General features: G+C 68.4%; 23 protein-coding genes and 1 pseudogene. 12 read left to right on the top strand and 12 right to left on the bottom strand.

Going from position 1 to position 21127, the window contains the following annotated elements:
* Nucleotides 1–101: 101 nt before the first annotated feature.
* Together KZX60_RS08640 and KZX60_RS08645 are read left to right on the top strand one after the other, a co-directional pair.
* Nucleotides 102–1937 (top strand): hypothetical protein, encoded by a 1836-nt coding sequence (locus KZX60_RS08640; RefSeq protein WP_348983748.1) that lies wholly within the window; start codon nt 102–104, stop codon nt 1935–1937.
* Between the two features lie 448 nt (nt 1938–2385).
* Entirely contained in the window at nt 2386–4113 is a 1728-nt protein-coding gene (locus KZX60_RS08645) for an AAA family ATPase (protein WP_248117450.1), read from the top strand.
* A gap of 143 nt (nt 4114–4256) precedes the next feature.
* Here the strand turns inward: KZX60_RS08645 and KZX60_RS08650 are convergent.
* The 3 genes and pseudogenes from KZX60_RS08650 to KZX60_RS08660 all read right to left on the bottom strand — a co-directional run.
* Nucleotides 4257–4528: pseudogene (locus KZX60_RS08650) on the bottom strand (phosphatidylinositol kinase); the annotation flags it as partial.
* A gap of 36 nt (nt 4529–4564) precedes the next feature.
* Nucleotides 4565–5719 carry a glycerate kinase gene (locus KZX60_RS08655; protein WP_248117452.1) on the bottom strand — a complete coding sequence of 385 codons (1155 nt, stop codon included), beginning with the start codon at nt 5717–5719 and terminating at the stop codon, nt 4565–4567.
* 29 nt (nt 5720–5748) lie between these two features.
* Nucleotides 5749–7152: a GntP family permease gene (locus KZX60_RS08660; RefSeq protein ID WP_248117454.1), complete on the bottom strand. Its 1404-nt coding sequence runs from the start codon at nt 7150–7152 to the stop codon at nt 5749–5751.
* A gap of 185 nt (nt 7153–7337) precedes the next feature.
* Here KZX60_RS08660 and KZX60_RS08665 point away from each other — a divergent pair, with 185 nt between their 5' ends.
* The 4 genes from KZX60_RS08665 (at nt 7338) to KZX60_RS08680 (ending at nt 8754) form a co-directional block, all read left to right on the top strand.
* Nucleotides 7338–7598 carry a type II toxin-antitoxin system prevent-host-death family antitoxin gene (locus KZX60_RS08665; RefSeq protein WP_248117456.1) on the top strand — a complete coding sequence of 87 codons (261 nt, stop codon included), beginning with the start codon at nt 7338–7340 and terminating at the stop codon, nt 7596–7598.
* On the top strand, nt 7599–7853 hold the full coding sequence (locus KZX60_RS08670; RefSeq protein ID WP_049159304.1) for a Txe/YoeB family addiction module toxin: 255 nt from the start codon (nt 7599–7601) through the stop codon (nt 7851–7853).
* Between the two features lies 1 nt (nt 7854).
* On the top strand, nt 7855–8316 hold the full coding sequence (locus KZX60_RS08675) for a uracil-DNA glycosylase family protein (protein ID WP_248117458.1): 462 nt from the start codon (nt 7855–7857) through the stop codon (nt 8314–8316).
* Between the two features lie 192 nt (nt 8317–8508).
* Nucleotides 8509–8754, top strand: a complete 246-nt coding sequence (locus KZX60_RS08680) for a hypothetical protein (protein ID WP_248117460.1) — start codon at nt 8509–8511, stop codon at nt 8752–8754.
* Nucleotides 8755–8767: 13 nt separating this feature from the next.
* Here the strand turns inward: KZX60_RS08680 and KZX60_RS08685 are convergent, their stop codons facing one another.
* Genes KZX60_RS08685 through KZX60_RS08715 form a run of 7 tightly spaced genes read right to left on the bottom strand, consistent with a single transcriptional unit; the run spans nt 8768 to nt 14484 of the window.
* On the bottom strand, nt 8768–9550 hold the full coding sequence (locus tag KZX60_RS08685; RefSeq protein ID WP_248117462.1) for an SCO1664 family protein: 783 nt from the start codon (nt 9548–9550) through the stop codon (nt 8768–8770).
* Nucleotides 9550–10092, bottom strand: coding sequence for a DUF3090 domain-containing protein (locus KZX60_RS08690; RefSeq protein WP_248117464.1), 543 nt, complete (start codon nt 10090–10092; stop codon nt 9550–9552). The genes KZX60_RS08685 and KZX60_RS08690 overlap by 1 nt, the downstream gene beginning before the upstream one ends.
* Nucleotides 10089–10814, bottom strand: coding sequence for a histidine phosphatase family protein (locus KZX60_RS08695; protein WP_248117466.1), 726 nt, complete (start codon nt 10812–10814; stop codon nt 10089–10091). Before KZX60_RS08695 ends, KZX60_RS08690 begins: the two co-directional genes overlap by 4 nt.
* Before the next feature lie 31 nt (nt 10815–10845).
* The gene (locus KZX60_RS08700; protein ID WP_248117468.1) at nt 10846–11235 is read right to left on the bottom strand and encodes a hypothetical protein; all 390 of its coding nucleotides are present in this window, start codon (nt 11233–11235) and stop codon (nt 10846–10848) included.
* The gene (locus KZX60_RS08705) at nt 11232–12638 is read right to left on the bottom strand and encodes a Dyp-type peroxidase domain-containing protein (protein ID WP_248117470.1); all 1407 of its coding nucleotides are present in this window, start codon (nt 12636–12638) and stop codon (nt 11232–11234) included. The genes KZX60_RS08700 and KZX60_RS08705 overlap by 4 nt, the downstream gene beginning before the upstream one ends.
* A 1-nt stretch (nt 12639) precedes the next feature.
* A complete protein-coding gene (locus KZX60_RS08710) occupies nt 12640–13335 on the bottom strand; it encodes a hypothetical protein (RefSeq protein ID WP_248117472.1) in 696 nt (231 codons plus the stop codon).
* 60 nt (nt 13336–13395) lie between these two features.
* A complete protein-coding gene (locus KZX60_RS08715; RefSeq protein ID WP_248117474.1) occupies nt 13396–14484 on the bottom strand; it encodes a catalase family protein in 1089 nt (362 codons plus the stop codon).
* Between the two features lie 109 nt (nt 14485–14593).
* Here KZX60_RS08715 and KZX60_RS08720 point away from each other — a divergent pair, with 109 nt between their 5' ends.
* Nucleotides 14594–15187 carry a TetR/AcrR family transcriptional regulator gene (locus KZX60_RS08720; protein WP_248117476.1) on the top strand — a complete coding sequence of 198 codons (594 nt, stop codon included), beginning with the start codon at nt 14594–14596 and terminating at the stop codon, nt 15185–15187.
* A 16-nt stretch (nt 15188–15203) separates the two neighbouring features.
* Here KZX60_RS08720 and KZX60_RS08725 read toward each other — a convergent pair whose 3' ends face one another.
* Nucleotides 15204–16817, bottom strand: coding sequence for an inorganic phosphate transporter (locus tag KZX60_RS08725; protein WP_248117478.1), 1614 nt, complete (start codon nt 16815–16817; stop codon nt 15204–15206).
* Between the two features lie 256 nt (nt 16818–17073).
* Here KZX60_RS08725 and KZX60_RS08730 point away from each other — a divergent pair, with 256 nt between their 5' ends.
* Genes KZX60_RS08730 through KZX60_RS08740 form a run of 3 tightly spaced genes read left to right on the top strand, consistent with a single transcriptional unit; the run spans nt 17074 to nt 19642 of the window.
* Complete coding sequence (locus KZX60_RS08730) at nt 17074–17757, top strand: type 1 glutamine amidotransferase domain-containing protein (protein ID WP_248117480.1); 684 nt, start codon at nt 17074–17076, stop codon at nt 17755–17757.
* Nucleotides 17758–17798: 41 nt separating this feature from the next.
* Nucleotides 17799–18809, top strand: coding sequence for an NADP-dependent oxidoreductase (locus KZX60_RS08735; RefSeq protein ID WP_248117482.1), 1011 nt, complete (start codon nt 17799–17801; stop codon nt 18807–18809).
* Nucleotides 18810–18835: 26 nt separating this feature from the next.
* The gene (locus KZX60_RS08740) at nt 18836–19642 is read left to right on the top strand and encodes an alpha/beta fold hydrolase (protein ID WP_248117484.1); all 807 of its coding nucleotides are present in this window, start codon (nt 18836–18838) and stop codon (nt 19640–19642) included.
* 32 nt (nt 19643–19674) lie between these two features.
* Here the strand turns inward: KZX60_RS08740 and KZX60_RS08745 are convergent, their stop codons facing one another.
* On the bottom strand, nt 19675–20166 hold the full coding sequence (locus KZX60_RS08745) for a MarR family transcriptional regulator (protein WP_248117486.1): 492 nt from the start codon (nt 20164–20166) through the stop codon (nt 19675–19677).
* Nucleotides 20167–20277: 111 nt separating this feature from the next.
* On the opposite strand from KZX60_RS08745, the gene KZX60_RS08750 reads away from it, so the two are divergent.
* On the top strand, nt 20278–20697 hold the full coding sequence (locus tag KZX60_RS08750; RefSeq protein WP_248117488.1) for an organic hydroperoxide resistance protein: 420 nt from the start codon (nt 20278–20280) through the stop codon (nt 20695–20697).
* The gene (locus KZX60_RS08755) at nt 20697–21122 is read left to right on the top strand and encodes a membrane protein (protein ID WP_036382887.1); all 426 of its coding nucleotides are present in this window, start codon (nt 20697–20699) and stop codon (nt 21120–21122) included. The genes KZX60_RS08750 and KZX60_RS08755 overlap by 1 nt, the downstream gene beginning before the upstream one ends.
* Nucleotides 21123–21127 lie beyond the last annotated feature (5 nt).

The following is a 21127-nucleotide window of genomic DNA, read 5'->3' on the forward strand; positions in this document are numbered from 1 at the left end:
CGACTCGTACAAGTCCACCGCCCGCTGCCGGAACCCGTCCGTGTAGTTCTTCCTAGCCATCCCTTGGATTCTCGCTTCCCCATCATCGTGCTGGAATCAGCGTGTCCAAGATCAGGGGTCAAGCGCCCCGTTCGCAGTTCGGTGACATGCACACCGACATAACGCGCGCGTTCAAGAAGTACAACCTGTTCGGATTCACCGGCACGCCGATCTTTGCGGCGAACGCCGGCAGCGGTGGAAACCCTCAGCTGCGCACGACAGAGCAGGCGTTCGGCGACAAGCTGCATACCTACACGATCGTCGACGCCATCACAGACAAGAACGTGCTGCCGTTCCGGATCGACTACATCAACACCATCAAGGTCGGAAACCCCGACGACTCACAGGTGTCAGCGATCGACCGCGAGCGAGCTCTCCTGGACGTGCGCCGGATCCGGGACGTCGTGGCATACACCCTGGAGCACTTCGATCAGAAGACGAAGCGCTCATCGAGCTACGAACACGCAGTCGTGACGAATGTTGCCGACTCGGTGCGGGGCCGGCGTCAGGCGGAGGCGCTCAAAGAGCGGAAGCGAGTTCGCGGGTTCAATGCGCTGTTCGCGACCGCGTCGATCGATGCCGCCCGCCGTTACTACAACCAGTTCCAGATGCAGATGGAGGAGCTGCCACCGGACAAGCGGCTGAAGGTCGGACTGATCTTCAGCTACGGCGCGAACGAGGCCGAAGCCGGCGGAATCCTTGATGATGAAGCGTTCGACACCGATGCGCTCGACCGTGACACGCGCTCGTTCCTGGAAGACGCGATCCAGGACTACAACGACATGTTCGGGACCAGCTACGACACGAGTGCCGACCGGTTCCAGAACTACTACAAGGATCTGTCGCAGCGGATGAAAAACCGCGAGATCGACCTGGTCATCGTGGTGAACATGTTCCTCACCGGCTTCGACGCGACGACGCTGAACACGCTGTTCGTCGACAAGAACCTGCGCGCCCACGGCCTGATCCAGGCATACTCGCGCACGAACCGCATCCTCAACTCGGTGAAGACCTACGGCAACATCGTCGCTTTCCGCGACCTCGAGGAAGAGACGAACGCCGCCCTGGAGCTGTTCGGCAACAAGGATGCCCGAGGCGTCGTGCTGCTGAAACCGTACGGCGACTACTACGGCGAGTACGTCGACAAGGTTACCGAACTGCTCACCCACTTCCCGATCGGGCAGCAGATCGTGGGGGAGCAGGCGCAGAAGGACTTCATCCAGCTGTTCGGCGCGATCCTACGGCTGCAGAACATCCTCACGTCGTTCGACGACTTCGACGGCAACGACCCGCTCACCGAGCGACGCCGTCAGGATTACACCAGCATCTACCTGCGGCTCCGCGACGAGTACACGCGAGACCGTGACGGCGACAGAGAAGTCATCAATGACGACGTCGTGTTCGAGATCGAACTCGTCAAGCAAGTCGAGATCAACGTCGACTACATTCTCATGCTCGTCGAGAAGCTCCGCGCTGAGAAGGGCGACGGCGACGACAAGGAAGTCCGCGCCGAGATCAAGCGCGCGGTCGACGCGAGCCCGAGCCTGCGCAGCAAACGCGACCTCGTCGAGGACTTCGTCGAGTCGGTGTCGCTGCAGGGCGCAGTCGATGAGCAATGGCAGGCGTACATCGTCGCGAAGCGCGAGGCCGAGCTTCAGGAGCTCATCGAAACACACAAGCTCAAGCTGGAGGAAACGCGGTCGTTCGTGGATGCGGGTTTCCGGGACGGTCAGTTGCGCATGGCGGGAACTGAGATCACCCGTATCCTGCCACCCGTGTCACGGTTCAACCGCGAGTCCAACCACGGCGACAAGAAGAAGCGGGTCATCGAAGCACTCTCCAGATTTTTCGAACGATTCCGAGGACTTGCCACGGGGAATGAAGAGTCTAGGGACTGAGGCCAGCAACGAGTGGGATCATGAGTTCATGACCAAAGACAACATCGATCGCGCGTCTAGGGTCATCCGCTGTGAGCACTGGTCCGATGACGCTGGTCGATACTACGGCTGGCACCACCATGAAGGTCCCCACGCGTGCGACTGGACGAACCACGACGGAGAGTGCCCGTACCAGGCGTGCGTGAGGGCCAGCCTGTAGAATGGCCTGCGCCAGCCTGTCCTCGATCGGCCCGCCATTGACCTCGGGTGCTATCGTGGTGGGTAGTCGCCGATGGGCAGTGCCTTCGAGGTCGCAACGCCCCTGAATCCCCAGGTCAGAGGCTCAGAAGCCCGCTTCCCGGCAGCCCATGGGACAGCCTTAGCACCAAATGTTCCGAAATGACCGGAACGCGGTGGAGTTCAGGTTCAACGTTTAAACAGGAAAGCTGGTCCGCAAAGGGGTCCCTCCATGCGCCTAACTGAAGTAACTGTCGGCAACTATAGGTCCATCACTCAAAAAACCCACTTCAAAGTTACCACTCTAACGACTCTCGTTGGCCCAAATAACGAAGGAAAGTCAAACTTACTGCGGGCGCTGGTCCTGGGAATGACGGTAATTCGCCGCTGGGCCCAGATTAGCCCTGACATAACCAGTGCGGGAAGAGTAGAGGGTCCTGCCGCCAGGCACATGTTTAGGCTCCCACATTCTCAACGAAATCGACTGCCAGAATATGCGTATGTATGGCCGGAGGACTACCCGCTTAACAAGCAGGACTCCTCCCGGGCCCTTCCTACGGTAATTCGACTTCGATTTCAGTTAACCACAGAAGAAATTGCTGAGTTCAAACTGCAAACGGGGATTACGAGCAACGGAGATCTCCCCGTCGAGATAAAACTCGACCGTAGGTATATTTCCCTTGGTATTGTAAAACCTGGTCAGGGTGCCACTTCTCACCAGAAGAAGGCGAATCTGATAACGAAGTTTATTGCTGATCGAATTGCTCTCGTACAAGTTCCGGCAATTCGCACGGGCGATCAAGCAGTGTCACTTGCGAGTGAACTCGTATTGCTTCGCACCCGGTCCATGAAATTCAGTGAGGAATTCCTCGATCTCACTTCCCGATTGGACCAATTGCGAAGAGAGGCAGTCCAGACTGTTGCAACTGAACTCTCCGGTGCGCTTAAAAAATATATACCCTCGATTGATAGCCTCTCGCTGAAGATGGCAACGCTTGAGTCGTCACTCACTATCAATGATATGATCATCCATGATGGGGTCGAGACCTCGATCGACAAAAAGGGCGATGGGATCAAGAACCTTATCACGATGGCTCTAATTCAAGAGCTAGCTACTGAAAGGTCGGCCGCTCAGAGTGTCATCTTGGCCGTAGATGAACCTGAGGCCCACCTACATCCTGCATCCGTTCATGGGCTGCAGACCCTTTTCACCGAGATCTCTGAGGATCAGCAAGTTATCCTGGCGACACACGATCCAATCTTTGTAAATCGGGATAACGTGGGTTCAAATATCTTGGTGCGGTCAAATGCGGCAAAGCCGGCACGATCGGTCAAGGAAATTCGCCAGGCTTTGGGTGTGCATCTTGGGGACAATCTTGAATCTGCCGAGATCGTTGTTCTCGTTGAAGGGCTTACGGACCAGAAATCGATTCCGTTCTTACTTAGTCAATTTGACAAGAAGATCATGGATGACGTTAAAGGTGGACGTATCCAATTCCGTTCTACCCACGGTACCGGAAAGATTCGTTATCAGATTCAGCGCGAAAAGGCAACTATTTGCAAGATTCGTGTCGTAATGGATGACGATCAGGCTGGACGCGATGAATCTAAGAAAATTGAGGATAGTCGAATTCTTGCTTCCCGTGACATTTTTCTAGTCGGCGGGCGACGCGCGCCTGCTGAACTCGAAGATATAGTAGACCCTGCTGTGTATTTGACAGGATTGCAAGAGAAATTTGGCCGAGAATTTAGCGACCGCCACTTCGCTAATCGATCCAGAAAATGGTCCGAGAACTTCCTATCTGCATGCAGGTTACTTGGTGTAGCTGGGGAAGAGGCCACCCTCCTGGAGGATGCAAAATTGTCCGTATGCGACTCCATTCAGCAGACGAGAGGGTCCCTAGTTCGAGCCGAGTGCACTGACCATGTTAAGGCACTTGCGACATTTATTAGGTCGTAGCACGCGTAGCAACAAGCCTTGTTAAGGCCCTGAATTGAAGTCATCTAGTGTTCCTAGTGCTTTGGAGTTGCGGTTGAGGTGGGTTCGAGTCCATGAAGGGCGGCGAAGCTCTGGCAGCGGGCGGGGACCGCGGCCAATTCTTAGCTATCGAGCAACCCCGCCAGCCCCCGCCCCAGCTCACCGTCGAGCCCCTCGAGAACCCAGCTGACGCCGTCGGGCTCCTCCTCGCTCAGCGTCTCGTCCAGCCACCCCCACAGGACGGTCCGCAGCTTGTCCTCCGCGTGGAAGGAGAGCCCGTGGTCCACGCCGTGGCGGTGCCCGCCGGGCATGGCGAGGATGTGTGCCCCCTGAGGTCGGTGTTGTTGACAATCACGTCGAACACCGCCAATCCTCGCAGGGCAGGCGTCGAGTCCTCAGGGGCCAGGACGAGGCCCGCCCGTCCTTACCCTCCTCAACGTGTGAGCCCGGCGGGGGAGCAGGCCCTCACCAGCCGCCCGACGTCGCGGGCGGTCGCGGTCAGGTCCTCTGCCGTACGGCGGATCGCTGTCGCCAAGTCCTGAGGCCCGCGGCCAATGGGCACGATCGCGGTGATGCCCTCGTCGTAGAGGGTGTCCGTGTCCTGTCCCACGGAGCCGGCGAGGACGATCACCGGGATCGCACGGCCGGCTGCGCGCACGGCCTGGGCCACGCCGATCGGCACTTTCCCGGCCAAGGACTGGCCGTCGATGCGCCCCTCCCCGGTGATGACGAGGTCAGCGGTCTTCACGAGATCGTGGAAACCCGCCGTCTCGAGGACGACGTCGATACCCGGCTTCAAGGTGGCCCCGATGAAGGCGTGCAGGCCACCGGCGAGACCCCCCGCCGCTCCCGAGCCGGGGAGCGCGTCGATCGCGACCCCGAGGTCTCGCTCGACGATGCCCGCGAGATGGACCAGTCCGGTGTCCAGGCTCGCCACTGATGCAGGATCCGCCCCCTTCTGGGGGCCGAACACGTGGGCTGCACCCTGCGATCCCGTGAGGGGGTTGCTGATGTCGCACATCACCTCCACCTCGACGTCGCGGAGCCGGTCTCGTGCCGGGGTGGAGTCGATCCGCGCGATGCGGGTGAGGGTGTCGCCGGTCGGGACGAACTCCTCACCCGCGACGTCGAGGAACCGGACGCCGAGGGCTGCGGCAGCGCCCGTGCCGCCGTCCGTCGTGGCGCTCCCGCCGGCCCCGACGATGACTTTGCGCGCGCCAGCGGACACCGCGTCGAGGATCTGCTCGCCGACCCCGAACGTCGTCGCCCGTCCCGTGTCCTCGCGTCCGGAGGCGAGAGGGAGCCCGGCACATGAGGCTGTCTCCACCACCGCCACGTCCGGCTCGATCAGTCCGTAGTGGACGGGCACGCGTTCGCCGTAGAACACCCCGCAGACTGTCGCGGATCGCAAGGCGCCCCCTGCGGCAGCCACGAATGCCTCGACGGTGCCCTCCCCGCCGTCGGCAATGGGCACCACGAGAACCTCGGCGTCGGTGACCGACGCGAGACCTGCCGCGATCGCGGAGCCCGCCTCCCGCGACGACAGGGCCCCCTTGAACGAGTCTGGGATGACGATGATGCGCTGCACGCGTGGATCTCCTAAGTCAGGTGACGGGGTCAGACGAGGACGAGGCCGAGGATCCAGATGAACACGATGGAGGTGAGTCCCATCAGAAGCGTGACCATCGTCTGGGTGCGGTAACCCTGTGAGGGCGTCATGCCGCTGAAGTTGGTGACCACCCAGAAGTACGAGTCGTTGGCGTGGGAGACGGTCATGGCGCCGGCCGCAATGGCCATGACCACGAGAGCACTGGCCACCGGGGTCTCGAAGCCCAGTGCAGGCATCATCGGGAAGACCATGGCCGACGTGGTCGTGAGTGCCACGGTGGAGGAGCCCTGCGCGGTCTTCAGGGCGGCGGAGACGAGGAAGGGGAAGAACAACCCGATGGCCGACAACTGTGCAGCGTTGCTCTCGATGAAGGTGACGAGGTCGGTGGCGGCGATGACGCGCCCCAGCACACCACCGGCCGCCGTGATGAACAGAATGGGGCCGACGACCCGGAGGGTCTCCTCTGTCAGGTCGTAGAACGTCTCGCCACGGCGCACGCTGAACAGCACGCCGACTGCGCAGAGGGTTCCGACGGCGAGGGCGATCATCGGCGTGCCGAGGAATCGGGCGAAGTCGCCCGCGGGGCCGGTCCACTTCAGGACGGATGCGAGCGAGCCCAGAGCCATGAGCAGGATGGGGGCGATGATGGGCGCGAAGGACGCAGCGGTCCCAGGCATCCGCCCGTAGGACCGGCGAAGCGCGTCGTAGGCCGCCTCGAGCTCATCCGCGTCCTCCGTGCCGGTCTCCTCAGGGGAGGTCACCCTCTTGCCGATGTAGAGGGCGTACAGGTACGCGACGAGGAGCGCGGGGATCGAGACGAGGACGCCGAGGCCGATCACCAACAGAAGGTGGTCACCGATGCCGAGGTTCTGGGCGGCTGCGATGGGCCCCGGGGTCGGTGGGATGAAGACGTGCGAGGTGTACAGGCCCGCGGCCAGGGCCACGGTCATCGCCACGGGTGACGCCCCGGTGCGACGGGCTAAGGCCTTACGGATGGGGTTGAGAATGACGAACCCGGAGTCGCAGAACACGGGGATGGAGACCACCCAGCCCATGAGCTGCATAGCCAGGACGGGGTAGCGCTTGCCGACGACCCTCACGAGCGCATCGGCGATCCTGAAGGCGCCGCCGGTGCGCTCCAAGATGAGTCCGATGAGCGTGCCCAGGATGATGACGATGCCGATCGAGGTGAAGATCCCGGAGAATCCCTCCCCGATCACGTCGGCGATGCCCTTGACGGGCGCTTCCCCTTCGGCGCCGGTCGACTTCACCAGCGGGATCCCACCGATGATCCCCAGGGCGAAGGCGATGGCCATGATCGAGAGGAAGGGGTGGACCTTCCATTTGGAGATCATGACGATCATCAGGGCGACGGCGAGGATGAAGACGAGCAAAAACGGTATTCCAGTCATCGGGTGTCCTTTGTGCGGCAGGGGATTCCAGCCAGACTAGGACCGATGGGACTTCAGCGGCGATGTTCTGGCGAGCAGGGCTCGGTCGTCTCGATGGTCCTCTGCATCCCGCAGGGTGCCTCCTGAGGTCCACCTCACCGACTGGTACCATAAGCAAGTACCACATCGCGCCGGAGGAGGCCCGCATGTCCATCAGTGCCAGTGAAGCCCGCAAGACCCTGTTCCCGCTCATCGAGCGAGTGAACGCGGACCGCGACGCCGTCGAGATCGTCTCCCGCAGGGGCAACGCCGTCCTCATGCCCGCGGACGAGTACGCCGCCTGGCAGGAGACCGCCTACCTGTTCCGCTCCCCGGCCAACGCCCGACGGCTGCTGGACGCCTACGAGCGCGCCCGCGCAGGGAGCGTTGAGGAGCACGCTCTGGACCGCATGGACGGGGACGCCTGAGTGCGCCTCGTGTGGGACCGCTCCGCCTGGGAGGACTACACGCACTGGCAGACCACAGACCGCAAGGTCCTCAAGCGGATCAACACCCTCATCGACGCCGCCCTGCGTGATCCCTTCGAGGGGATCGGCAAGCCCGAGCAGCTGAAGTACGGCGCGGCCGGGGCATGGTCCCGGCGCATCACGGAGGAGCACAGGCTCGTCTACCTCGTCGACGGCGAGGACCTGATCATCCTCCAGGCGAGGTATCACTACTGACATGCGCTTCACCCAGGCCGAGCTCCAGCAGTTCCGCGACCGCACCGTCCCCGACCTGCTGCCGGACCCGCTGCGGCTGCTGTTCATCGGCATCAACCCCGGCCTGTGGACCGCCGCCACCGGTGCGCACTTCGCCCGCCGCGGCATCGGGATCTCCAACCTCGTCCCGCGGGCCTCCGCCCGCGCCGACGAGCTCACCGCGGAGGAGCTCGCCGCTGCCCCCGCCCGCCTGGACGCGCTCGTGGCAGCGCACGCGCCGGCCGTCGTCGCCGTGTTGGGGGTGACGGCCTACCGGCAGGCGTTCGGACGCCCGAAGGCGGCGCTGGGGGAGCAGGAGACGCCGTGGCCGGGCACGCGGCTGTTCGTGGCGCCGAACCCCAGCGGGCTCAACGCCCACGCCACCCTGGACTCGCTCGCCGCGGATTACCGCGCGGCCGGTGCCGCGGCGGGGCTCGTGGACTGAGTGCACCCGCCGTCCCTGCGGCCGCGCTGGACCCCCGCTGGGATCTCCGATCGAGTGGGCACCGTGCGCACGCGAGTCACCACCTCGCTCCTGGGCCTCGGCCTGACCGCCGCGGCCCTCGGGCGCTGCCAGACGTAGACGTGGACCTCGACGTGCTCCACAGACACCACCCTGCGCAGCTGAGGGATCTCCGTGTCAGGCAACGCGTTCCAGGACCTGCCCTTCCCCGTCTCCGGGCCGATCCTCGGCAGCGCCGGCGATGGATTCCGGCTCGAGACGGCGAGCGAGGAGGGGACGGCCACCTTCTCCGCCGGCGGCACCGAGGGGGGCACCTACTCCTGCGGAGCGGGGCAGACGCTCCTGATCGGTGACAGTGCGCTGCTGTGCCGCGCCGTCGGCGAGAACTCGCTGGACTTCACGATCAGCCGGACTCGCTGACGCCTCAGGCCCGTCAGAAGAGCGGCCAGGGCACGGCCGGCGTCAGGCCGCTCGGGGCCGGGAAGATCCCGTCGTCGAGCAACCGGGCACAGCGTTCGGCAAGGGCTTCGACTTCCTCGGCACTCAGCAGCTCCGCCAGCCCCCGCCCCAGCTCACCGTCGAGTCCCTCGAGAACCCGGGCGACGCCGTCGCGCTCCGCGGCACTCAGCTCCTCACCGATCCATCCCCACAGCACGGTGCGCAGCTTGTCCGCCACATGGAACGTGAGCCCGTGGTCCACCCCGTAGCGGTGCCCGCCGGGCATGGCGAGGATGTGGGCGCCCTTGCGGTCGGCGTTGTTGACGACCACGTCGAACACCGCCATCCGGCGCAGCGCCGCCGAGTCCTCATGGGCGAGGACCAGCTGATTCCCGCCCTCGTCCTCGCCCTCCAGGATCGTGAGCCACCCCGAGGCCGGCACCTCGTCCGCCGGGAACAGGTCAACGGCGTCCTGCTCAGGATCCTGCTCCTGCCAGAGCTGCACCATGCCCTCGCCGAACGGGCCGTCGCGCAGCCAGGTGCGCGGCACGACGTCCCACCCCAGCGCCTCGGACACCAGGTACGCGGCCACTTCGCGGCGGGCCAGGGTTCCGGCGGGGAAGTCCCAGAGCGGGGCCTCGCCGGCCACCGGCTTGTAGACCACCGGGGTGTCACCGATCCGGCCGAGGAACGTGGCGTTGGACGCCGTCGTGATGCGGCCGGTGAGCGTCAGCTCCCCGGCCATCAGCTCGCCGGCGGGCACGTCCGCGGCGCTCATCAGGAGTCGGGGAGAGTGCAGTCGTGGCCGTCGGGGTCGATGGGCTGACCGCAGTCCGAGCAGAACGGACGCCCGGCGTCCACGACCTCCCGGGTGCGCCGGGCGAACGCCCGGGCGGCGCCGACGGGCATCCGCACGCGCACGGCCTCGGCGTCCGCCTCGAGCGCCGGGTCGGCGTCGTCGTCGGAGAGCGGGTGCGCGTCGATGAGCACCTGCGCGGTGGTGGGGTCCCAGCCCAGGCCGATGGCCCCCACCCGGAACCACTCCTGCACCGGGTCCAGCGGATCGTTGTCCACGAGTTCCACGGGCGTGCTGGCCGGGACGCTGTGCGGGTTCCCCTCCAACGCCATCAGATCGTCGAGGATCTCGTCGAGCATCTCCGCCATCAGGGCCGCCTGCTGCTTCTCCAGGGCCAGGCTCACCAGCCGGGGCCCGGTGCGCACCTGCAGGTAGAACGTGCGGGCTCCAGGACGCCCGAGCGTCCCGATCACGACCCGATCCGGCCAGTCGAACTCATGGACGGGGGCAGGTGCATCAGTCATGTCACGATCCTAGGCGTCCGCTCGTCCACCGCGCCGGGGCCGGTGCCCGCACCGCCGCCCACCGGCGCGTCGTCGGACGGGCCGAGGGCCGCCAGCCAGGACAGGTCCCCGGCGTCGGTGTTGGTCGCCCAGACCCGCGGGCGGGCCGGACCGTAGCTCACGATGGACACGGAGGCGGGCCCCACCTCGATCCGCTGGAACAGATCCAGGTGCGTGCCGAGCGCATCGGCCAGGATCGACTTGATGACGTCCCCGTGGCTCACCGCCACCCACACCGCCCCGGGCCCGTGCTCGGCTTCGACCGCGGCGTCGTGCCGGCGGATCGCCGCCACCGCGCGGGCCTGCATGCCCGCCATGGACTCCCCGCCGGGGAAGACGACGGCGGACGGCTGGGTCTGCACGCTCGCCCACAGGGGCTCGGTGGCCAGGTCGCTGAGCATGCGCCCCTGCCACTGGCCGTAGTCGCACTCGGTGAGGTCGTCGTCCACCAACGAGGGCACCGTCCCCGGCTGGCGATCGAGGAGGGCGCGGGCCGTCTGCGCGCACCGCTCCAGGGGACTGGCCACCACCGCGGCCACGGGCACAGCCGCGATCCGGTCCCCGGTGCGTGCCGCCTGCTCCCGTCCGTGATCATCCAGGCTGACCCCGGGGGTCCGCCCCGCCAGCAGTCCGGACGCGTTGGCCGTGGTGCGGCCGTGCCGCACGAGAAGTACCGTCGCCATCACCCCAGCCTACTGACGGGGGAGGCGGGCCTCAGAGGGATGGGCGGCGGGGCAGGGGAGTCCACCGCAGGGTGAGGCCCCCGACGGCGGCCAACGCCGCGTGGGCGTCGTCGGCGGCGTCCTCCAGCCCGTCCGCCACGTCTTCACCCGCCGAGGTGAGCAGCAGGACCACGTGGTCGTCCACGTCGGGCCGGCCGCCCGGGTCGGCGCGCCAGCCGCCCCTGCCCCGCACGCCGTTCTCATCCCCGGGCAGGGAGCCCAGCCACGCGGCGGCCGCCCGGGTCGCCCCGGGGCCGACGACGTCCAGCCGCAGCGTCGCGGGGGAGCCGTCGTTGCCCGGCGGGGTGCCCCACAGCCAGTCCAGGTCCACCTGCCACGGCTGGGCGCCCGCGGGGCCGCCCGGGGACGGAGGCTGCATCACGCCTCGGCGTCAGACTGGTCCGAGGTCCAGCCCGCCTCACCGATCCACCGCAGGGCGCTGAGCGAGGGCATGAAGAGGTACTCGCCCCCGGCCATCCGGTTGAAGGTGGTGATGCCGTTGATGCGCTTGCGGGCCGGATCGGCGGGGATGGTGAACTGCCCCTGCGTGGGGTCGTCCTCGTGCAGACCGACGATCGGGTCCCGCTCGGAGCCGAGGTCGACGAAGTTGCCTCCGTTGATCCACTCCTGCTGCATGAACTCGATCGTGTCGAAGGCCCGGGCACTGATGAAGATGAAGTAGATCCCGCGGTCCTCCTTCGCGTCGTCGGCCGAGCTCACCTCAGGCGACCACCCGGGACCGTAGGTCGAGGAGCGCCGGATGATCCGCTTGATGTTGACGTCGGTCATGATCGACAGGTCGCTGTCCCGCGGGTTGAGGCGACGCATGTGGCTGGAGTGCGGGCACATCATGCCCTTCGGGTCGTCCTCGAAGGTGAAGTCGTTGCGCCGCTCCGGGTCGTTGCCCAGCTCCTCGTCGTCGTGGTCCGGGGAGAGCACGAGCGGGGCGCCGCTGCGCCACCGGCCGAACATCTTCGCGGCGATCCGGTGCTGCTCCTCCGGGTCCGGGCTCTGCGAGGCAAGGTACTCGTTGAAGGCGCCCACCCGGCTGGCGAACTTGCGCAGCACCACGTAGGTCCCGTTGCGGCCCAGCACGTCCGGCTGCGGCACAGCCAGCGGAGAGCCGGTCTCGCTGTTCTCGCCCAGGATGAACTCGCCGGCGGAGATGGAGCGCTCCTGGCCCGGCTGCGGTCGCACCCCGCTGCCGGCCACCGTCGGCTGCGAGATGGAGTCCCGGAAGCCGAAGGGGTTCTTGTTCAGCTCGTCCACCCCGAACCGGTGGGTGGCCGCCAGGGTCACTCCGGTGGAGTGCTCCAGCACCTCCCGCGCCTGGTCGAGGGCGGCGTCCAGGGCGTCGGCGTCGGCCGCGTAGATCGTCAGCGCGATGTGACAGGCGTCCTGGGTGAACGCCTCGTCCCAGTGCTCCGGGGCGTTCGGCCCGGTGTCCACGAGCTGCTGAGCGCGGGCGGCCATCCCCTGCTGGTAGGGCAGCGGGAAGCTGGCCAGGGAGTCCTCGGGCAGGCCGAGGGCACGCAGGCCGGCGTAGCTGACCGCCACACCGGTCCAGGACTGCAGGTCGTCGGCCCAGTCCTGCGCGGAGGTGACGTACTCGGCCAGGCGGCGGACGAAGTCCCGGCCACCTTCGGCCTCCTCCACGGTCAACATGGCGTGGGCGCCGACGTAGGGCTCAGGCCGCTCCCGCAGCACCAGGCCCTGGATGTCGTCCAGGTCCAGCTCGACCCGCTCCCGATCGAAGCGTTCCTTCAGGTTCTTGAGCACGCCCATCTCAGTAGTCCACCGCCTCGGGGGTGGAGATCGTGTCCGTGAGCTGCTTCAGGGCGGCCGCGGTGTCCTCGTCCAGGTCGGTGCGCCCGGCCATCTGGTCCAAGAAGGTGTTCACCGCGTGTTCAGTGCGCTGCAGCCGACGCGTGTCCACCACGGTGACCTGCGGGTTCGCCACGAACCACCCGGAGGCGGTGAACTGGTGCTCGGCGATGAAGTCCTTCACGGCCGGGCTGTCGATGCCGGGCCACCCCTCCACGTTCTGGAAGAGGAGGTCCATCAGCTCGGGGATCTTGGTGGCGAAGTCGTTGATGTACGCATCCCAGTCGCCGTCGTAGGCCGTGGCGAAGAGGATCCGGGTGTTGTCGTCGAAGAAGACGAAGCGCATGTCGTGGAGCGTGGACACGCGCTGGGCGCCGTCCATGTTGCCGCGGGTCAGGTCGAAGATGCGCTGCAGCCGTTCGGCGCCGCCCGGCTTGAGCCGGGCGATCGCGGTCAGCTCCGAGACCTTGCCCGAGCGCATCCCCACGCGGCCGGCGGAGTCGGCCGTGCCGGACAGGTCCGGGTTGTGGTCGCGGACCATCGCCTCGAGGGCGATCTTGGCCAGCGTGGGGGCGTCCTGGGCGGCGTCCTCGACGGCGCGCTTGATGTCGTCGAGACGGCTCTCGTCCTTGAGCCGGGGGTCTGAGCGGTCAGTCATGAGGTCCTCCTTCGAGAATCCTTTGGGGTGAGTGGTGAGTGGTGAGGGGCGAGGCCGGGATCAGTCCGGGATCTCGTCGAGCGACGTCGGCTCGGGGGCCGGGCGGTCGTTGAACTCGTGGCGGTAGCGGGTGGACTGCTCATAGGCGCGCTTGCGGACGCGCATGATGGAGCCCAACGGCTGGTGCTCGACCACGCCGTTCCACGGGTTGAAGGTGAGGACGTCGTCGCCGTAGACGCGGCGGCGAGGGCTGTAGGTGTCCTGCGGGGCGATCCGCAGGGTCGCGACGGGCTGATGGGGGGCCTGCTCCTCGTCCCAGAGCACGGAGGCGTCCTCCACCGGCATCTGCTCCAGGTCCGTCGCCAGCTGGGCCCGCAGCGTGTACTCCGCGCCCTCGCGGGAGAAGAAGTCCGCGACCACGTCCCGGATCGAGGAGAAGTCCTCCACGTCCATGTCCTGACCGGTCAGGGCCCGCACGTTCGCGGACTCCGGCGCCAGCGAGACCTTGGCGATGTGGTCGCCGTAGCGCAGGGCGCCCTGGGTGAAGTACGTCTCGCCGAGGACGTGGGCGTTGTCCCGCCCCAGGCCCTGCAGGGTGGCGCTCGGGGTCCCGCCCACGGCCTCCACGGCCCCGCGCACCACCCGGGCGGCGCCGGTGGCGAGCCGCTGCAGCAGCTCCGGGTTCTGGGAGTTCTTCTCCAGCAGCCCCAGCATCTCCTGGTAGCGGCCCACGGTGCCGAAGGCCAGCGTGGGGAAGTTGACCATCAGGAAGTCCTGGTTGTGGCCGGCCGGCTCGGACAGCAGGCGCTCGCCCTCCACGCCGAGCACCTTCAGCGCCCAGCCCCGCGGGGCGGGGGTGCGGTCGGTGTGGATGTCTCCGGGGGCCGAGGACAGCCGCGCGACCGCCTCGTAGCGTCCCGGGCGGGCGAAGATGCCCTGGGTCAGCTCGGGAGCCAGGCCCTCGTGCACCTCCAGGGTGGCCTTGAGGATGGCGTGGCTCTTGGCGTGGGCGTCTCGATGGGCGTGCCGATGCCGGCCGGCGGCCCGGCGCTGGGCCTCGCCCATCTGCTCGAGGATCTCCCGGGTGATGGTCTCCTCGCGCTCGGCGGGGTGCTCGACGTCCGGTGTGAATCGCACGGGTTCGGTCATGAGTGCTGCGCCTCCCTCTCCACGGGTGCATTTACGCTACGATCAGTCGCGCAACCGTCATCAGCGATGCTAGGGCGGTCACAGGATCCGCGGCAAGGGCAGGAGGGCGGTGCAGACGAAGACCGCGAACCGAAGCGCGGGCAGGCCCCGCCGTCACGGCGTGGAGGAGACGGTGCTGGCGGCCGCCGTCGCGCTGGCCGGCGACGAGGGGTACGCCGGCGCCACCGTGGACGCCGTCGCCGCCCGGGCGGGGGTAGCCAAGACGACGGTGTACCGGCGGTGGCCGTCCAAGGAGGCGCTCGCCGTGGACGCCCTCGCCGCCGCGCTGGCCCTGCCGCCCGCCGATCCCGACGGGCCGGAGCCGGACGCGACGCTGTGCCGCGCCGTCCGCCGTCTGGCCGCGCAGATCCAGACCACCCCGGTCCGGGCACTGCTCGGCGGCCTGCTGACCCAGGCGATGCGCGACCCCGAGACGCGGGCGCGGCTGCGCTCGCGGTTCCGCGAGCCGTTCCTCCGGGAGGCCCTGGCGGATCCCGCCGGGGACGCCGACCTGGACCCCGCCGCGGTGGACCTCGCCTTCGACCTGGTCGTCGGCACACTGCTGCACCGGCTGGCGACGGTGGGAGACGTCGGCCAGGCCGAGCTGGAGGCCATCCTGGGGGCCGCCGTCGGTCTGCTCTCGGGCCGGCCCGCGTCCGGGTGAGGCCCGAGGCGCTGCATCAGCTCCCGAACACGGCGCGCAGCACCGTCACGCCGAGGGCGCCGATGAGCGCGGCGGCCGGGAGGGTGATGACCCAGGCCAGCGCGATCGGCTTCATCAGACCCCAGTTCGCCGCGCGGTTCACGATGCCCACGCCGAGCACGGCACCGATCAGGATGTGCGTCGAGGAGACCGGCAGCGCCAGCATGGACGCGGCCATGACGACGCCGGCCGCGGCGAGCTCGGCGGTGAAGCCGGAGGCGGGATGCATCTCGGTCAGCCCGGTGCCGACGGTGTTGATCACGTTGCGGCCGATGAACCACAGACCGCAGACCAGGCCGATGCCGCAGGCCAGCATGAGGGCCCCGGGCACGGCGGCCTCGGCGTTGATCTCCTCGGTGCGCAGCACGTCCACGATGGCCGCGAACGGACCCACCGCGTTGGCGATGTCGTTCGAGCCGTGGCTGAACGCGAACGCGGACGCCGTGAACACCTGCATCCAGCTGAACAGCAGGTAGGTCGACCGGGACAGGGACTGCTTCTTCAGGGTCTTGGCGAAGATGAACACGGCCATCCACACCGCGGCGCCCACCATGAGCATGATGAGGATGTTGCCGACGTTGTCGATGTTCAGGTCCAGGTTCTTCAGGCCCTTGAACAGCAGCATCGAGGAGATGACGATCGAACCGCCGGCCGCCAGCAGCGGCACCCAGATCTCCAGCGCGTGCTGCGAGTTGACCTCGTCCTCCTTGGACTCGATCGCGTCCAGCTCGCGGTAGAAGTCCGATTCCAGCTCGTCCGCGTCGTAGTCGTGACCGGAGGACTTGGTGGCGGCGTCGCGGGCCATGGCGTTGGTGTAGGCGATCTGCTGCACCTCGGAAAGACGCTCGAACGCCGTCTTGTGCTTCTTCCGCAGCTCGATGCGCTCCAGCCGCAGCTCGCGCATCTTGGCGTCGGCCTCCTCGTTGTAGACGAGGATGTGCTTCTTGATCGCCCGGTACAGGGCCCAGGCCACCAGCCCACCCAGCGCGGGGGAGAGGACCCAGGACAGCGCGATCGTGCCGATCTCGCTCCACTGCACCATCTCGAAGCCGCCCGCGCCGGTCTGCAGGCCCAGGGTCACCGCGGCACCGACGATGCCGCCGACGATCGAGTGCGTCGTGGAGACCGGCCAGCCCATCTTGGTGGCGATGAGCAGCCAGACCGCGGCGCCGATCAGGGCCGCCAGCATGATGTACACGAAGTCCATCGGCGGCAGCGCCACGCTGTCGAGGTCCACGATGCCGCTGCGGACGGTCTCGGTGACCTCACCGCCGGCGATCACGGCGCCGCTGACCTCGAAGACCGCGGCCACCAGCAGGGCCTGCTTCAGGGTCAGCGTGCCGGCGCCCACCGAGGTGCCGAACGAGTTCGCGACGTCGTTGCCGCCGATGTTGAAGGCCATGAACATGCCCACGACGATCGTGGTGATCAGCAACGTCGTGTGGGCGGTGTCGGTGTAGCCGAGGGCCCAGGAGATGCAGAGGGCGAGCGCACCGATGGCGAGCACGCCGAAGGCGAGGTGCCAGGTGGTGTCGGGCCCCAGGAGGCCGGCGCGCTGCAGCTCCGGGGCTTCGGTGGTGGAGGAGGACATGACGGGTCCCTTCTGCTCGGAGTCGGCCCCGCTGGTCGGGGGAGACCACGCTCGCCACCCTCGGGCAGGGATCTGACGCCGTCGTGACGGCCGGCTTGCGCGCACGTGAACCGTCCTTGACGGGCCCGAGTCCTGCGCCCGGGGGCGGGTTCGCCGTCGCTGCGGCGTGAGGCTGGTGGGCGCCGTCACCCTTGCCCGCAATTCGGTTGTGTACGACCATGAGAGTGCAGCCCCCGCCAACGAAAGGGCCCCAGACATGTCCCGCATCCTGATGATCCTCACCTCGCACGACCAGCTGGGCGACACCGGCCGCAAGACCGGGTTCTGGCTCGAGGAGTTCGCCTCGCCCTACTACGTCTTCACGGACGCCGGCCACGAGGTCACCCTCGCCTCGCCCCGCGGCGGCCAGCCGCCCATCGACCCGACGAGCTCGCAGCCGGAGATGCAGACCGACGCCACCCGCCGGTTCGACCAGGACGAGGAGGCCAAGGCCGCCCTGGCCCATACCACGCCCCTGGCGCAGGTGGACGTGGACGGGTTCGACGCCGTCTTCTACCCGGGCGGTCACGGCCCGCTGTGGGACCTGGTGTCCGACGCCGACTCCCAGCGGATCATCCTCGACAGCGACGCGGCCGGGCGCCCGCTCGGCCTCGTCTGCCACGGGCCCGGGATCCTGCACCCGATCACCACTGCCGACGGCACCCCGTTCGTGCGCGGCCGTCAGGTCGCCGGGTTCACCAACGGCGAGGAGGAGGCCGCCCAGCTGACGGACGTCGTCCCGTTCCTCGTCGAGGACTCGCTGATCGCCGCCGGCGCGGACTACCGCAAGGGCCCGGATCAGGAGAGCTTCGTGGTCACGGACGGCACCCTGGTGACCGGCCAGAACCCGGCCTCCTCCGCCGACGCCGCCCGCCGCCTCCTGGACCTGCTCGCGCGCTGACCCCCGCCGAGCCCGCCGCTTCGACCCCCGAGGAGACCACCATGAGCACCCCCACCCACACGCGCGAGATCCACCTCGCCTCCCGCCCCCACGGCGCCCCGACGCCGGAGAACTTCCGCCTCACGGAGGTCGAGCTCCCCGAGCTCGCCGAGGGCCAGGTCCTCGTGCGCAACACCGTGATGTCCGTGGACCCGTACATGCGCGGCCGCATGAACGACGTCGAGTCCTACGTGCCCCCGTTCCAGCTCGACGCCCCGCTCGACGGCGGCGCGGTGGGCACCGTGATCGCCTCGCGCCACGCGGACGTGCCGGAGGGCACGTCCGTGCTCCACGGCCTCGGCTGGCGCGAGCACGCCGTCCTCGACGGCGACACCGTCCAGGTCGTGGACACCTCCCAGCTCTCGGACAGCACCTACCTTGGCGTGCTGGGCATGACGGGTCTGACCGCCTACACCGGCCTCGTGCACGTGGCCGAGATGCAGGAGGGCGACGCCGTGTTCATCTCGGGCGCCGCGGGGGCCGTCGGCTCGGTCGCCGGCCAGATCGCCCGCCTCCTGGGCGCCTCGCGCGTCGTCGGCTCGGCCGGCACGCCCGAGAAGGTGGCGTGGGTGAAGGAGCTGGGCTTCGACGCCGCGTTCAACTACCACGACGGCTCGCCCACGGACCTGCTGGCCGAGGCCGCGCCGGAGGGGATCGACGTCTACTTCGACAACGTGGGCGGCGACCACCTCGAGGCCGCCATCGCCGCGATGCGGGTCGACGGCCGCGTGGCGATGTGCGGTGCGATCGCCCAGTACAACTCGACGGAGCCGCCGGCGGCCCCGCGCAACCTCGCCCTGGCGATCGGCAAGCGCCTGACCCTGCGCGGCTTCGTCCTGCAGAAGTACGCGGCGCAGGTCCGTCCCGAGTTCCTCGAGCGCGTGGGCCCGTGGGTCGCCGACGGGAAGATCCAGTGGGACGAGACCGTCCGGGAGGGTCTGGAGAACGCGCCCCAGGCGTTCATCGACCTGCTCGAGGGCGCCAACACCGGGAAGATGGTCGTCCGGCTGTGACGAGCGACGGCGCACTCGGGGGCGGCATGGACACCTTCCGGCATCAGGGCCTGACCTTCGACGTCCGGGACGGCGGGCCGGCCGAGGGGGAGGTGGTGCTGCTGCTGCACGGCTTCCCGCAGGACGCCACGTCCTGGAGGCACGTCGAGCCGCTGCTGCACGCCGCGGGGCTGCGCACCCTCGCCCCGGATCAGCGCGGCTACTCCCCGGGGGCCGCTCCGCGGGCGACGGCGGCCTACCGCCTCCCGGCGCTCGTGGGGGACGCCGTCGCACTGGCGGACGCGGCGGGGGCGCGGCGCGTCCACGTCGTCGGCCATGACTGGGGCGGCGCCGTCGCCTGGGCGCTGGCCACCGCCCACCCCGAGCGCGTCGCGTCCCTGACGGTCCTGTCCACGCCGCATCCGGCCGCCCTGGCCCGCGCCCTGCGTGGCCCGGACCAGCTGCGCCGCAGCTGGTACATCGCCGCCTTCCAGGCACCGGCCCTCCCCGAACGGATCCTCGCGCGACGGCTGGGTTCCCTGCTGCAGCGGGGGCAGGTCCCCGGGGCGGAGCACTACGCCCGCCGGTTCTCCACCCCGCAGAGCCTGCGCGGCCCGGTGAACTGGTACCGGGCGAACCCGGATCTGGTGAGCACCACGCGCAACGCGCCCGTGTCGGTCCCCACCACGTATGTGTGGGGCACTCGGGATGCGGCCTTGGGCCCGCGGGCCGCCGAGCTCACGGCGGGGCAGGTGGCGGGGGAGTACCGGTTCGTGGCGCTCGACGCAGACCACTGGCTGCCTGAGCGCGAGGCGGACGCCGTCGCCCGGGCGATCCTGGACCGGGTGCGCTGACCGCGCTCCGCGCGCGGGCCGCTCCCGCCGTCTCAGCGCGGCCCGACGGCCTCGGTGATCCGGTTCAGCTGGTCCATGAGGGCCCGGCGCTCGGTGGCGTCCAGGGGGATCCGGGTGAGGGCGTCCGCCGGGACCGTCCGGGCGGACGCCCGCAGCGCCCGCCCCTCGTCCGTCAGCCGCACCAGCACGCGCCGCTCGTCGTGGACGTCGCGCTCCCGCGTGACGAGCCCCATGCCGGCCAGGCGCCGCACCAGAGGCGTGATGGTGCCGTTGTCCATGCCGAGCCGGTCCCGCAGCGCCCCGACCCCCAGCGCCCCGGCGGCGTTCGGCGTCGACGCATCCGTCTCGGCCGAGGCATCACTCTCCGCCTGCCACAGGGTGAGCATCACGAGGTACTGCGGGTAGGTGAGGCCGAGGCGGGACAGCAGGGGACCGTAGCCGCGCGTGACGGCGCGCGCCGCCCGGTGCAGGGCGAAGCAGAGCTGGTCCTCGAGGGCGAGGCTGGGGGTCGGCGCGGCATCCATGGGAGCGATTCTAGTGGTCGCTGGGGAGCGACTTGGTTGCGCGCGACCTAACAGGGTGGCAGGCTGGAGCCGACTCGTCCCGTACGGGGCGGGCGGATGAAAGGACCTCCCATGGAGACCATCTACACCGCCGAGGCGCTCAGCACCGGCGCCGGCCGCGACGGCCATGTCCGCACCACCGACGGGCGGGTCGACCTCGACCTCGCCGTGCCCACCGAGATGGGCGGCTCCGGCCAGGGCACCAACCCCGAACAGCTGTTCGCCGCCGGCTACGCCGCGTGCTTCCACTCGGCCCTGCAGATGGTCGCCCGCGCCTCCCGTGCCGACATCACCGACTCCTCCGTCGGCGCGCGCGTGGGCATCGGCCGCCAGGGTGAGGGCTTCGGCCTGGAGGTCACCCTCGAGGTCGTGCTCCCCAATGTCCCCGCGGACCAGGCCCGCACCCTCATGGAGCAGGCGCATCAGGTGTGCCCCTACTCGAACGCCACCCGGGGCAACATCGACGTCGTCCTCGAGCTCGGGGAGGCGTGATGACGAAGCACCGGCAGCCCGTCCCCCTCTCCCAGACCGCCGCCCGCCTCGGCCTCGGCGGGTTCATGACCGCCGCGGGGCTGTCCCACCTCACCGTGGCGCGCCGTGAGTTCCGCGCCCAGGTGCCCTCGTGGGTCCCGCTCCCGGCGGACCTCGTGGTGCTCGGATCCGGCGTGGCCGAGATCGGCCTCGGGGCCGCTCTGCTGGCGCTCCCCGGGCAGCGCCGCCTGACCGGCACCGCCCTGGCGGCCTTCTACACCGCGATCTACCCCGGGAACATCGGGCAGTACGCCGAGCGCAAGGACGGCTTCGGGCTGGACACGGACGGCCGCCGCCTGGCGCGGCTGTTCGGCCAGCCCGCCCTCATCGCGGCCGCCCTGTGGGCCGCGGGAATCCCCGAGCGGGAGCAGGGCGGGCGCCGCTGACGCCG

It is taken from the genome of Micrococcus sp. EYE_212 (assembly GCF_023147585.1).
Taxonomy (GTDB): Bacteria; Actinomycetota; Actinomycetes; order Actinomycetales; family Micrococcaceae; genus Micrococcus.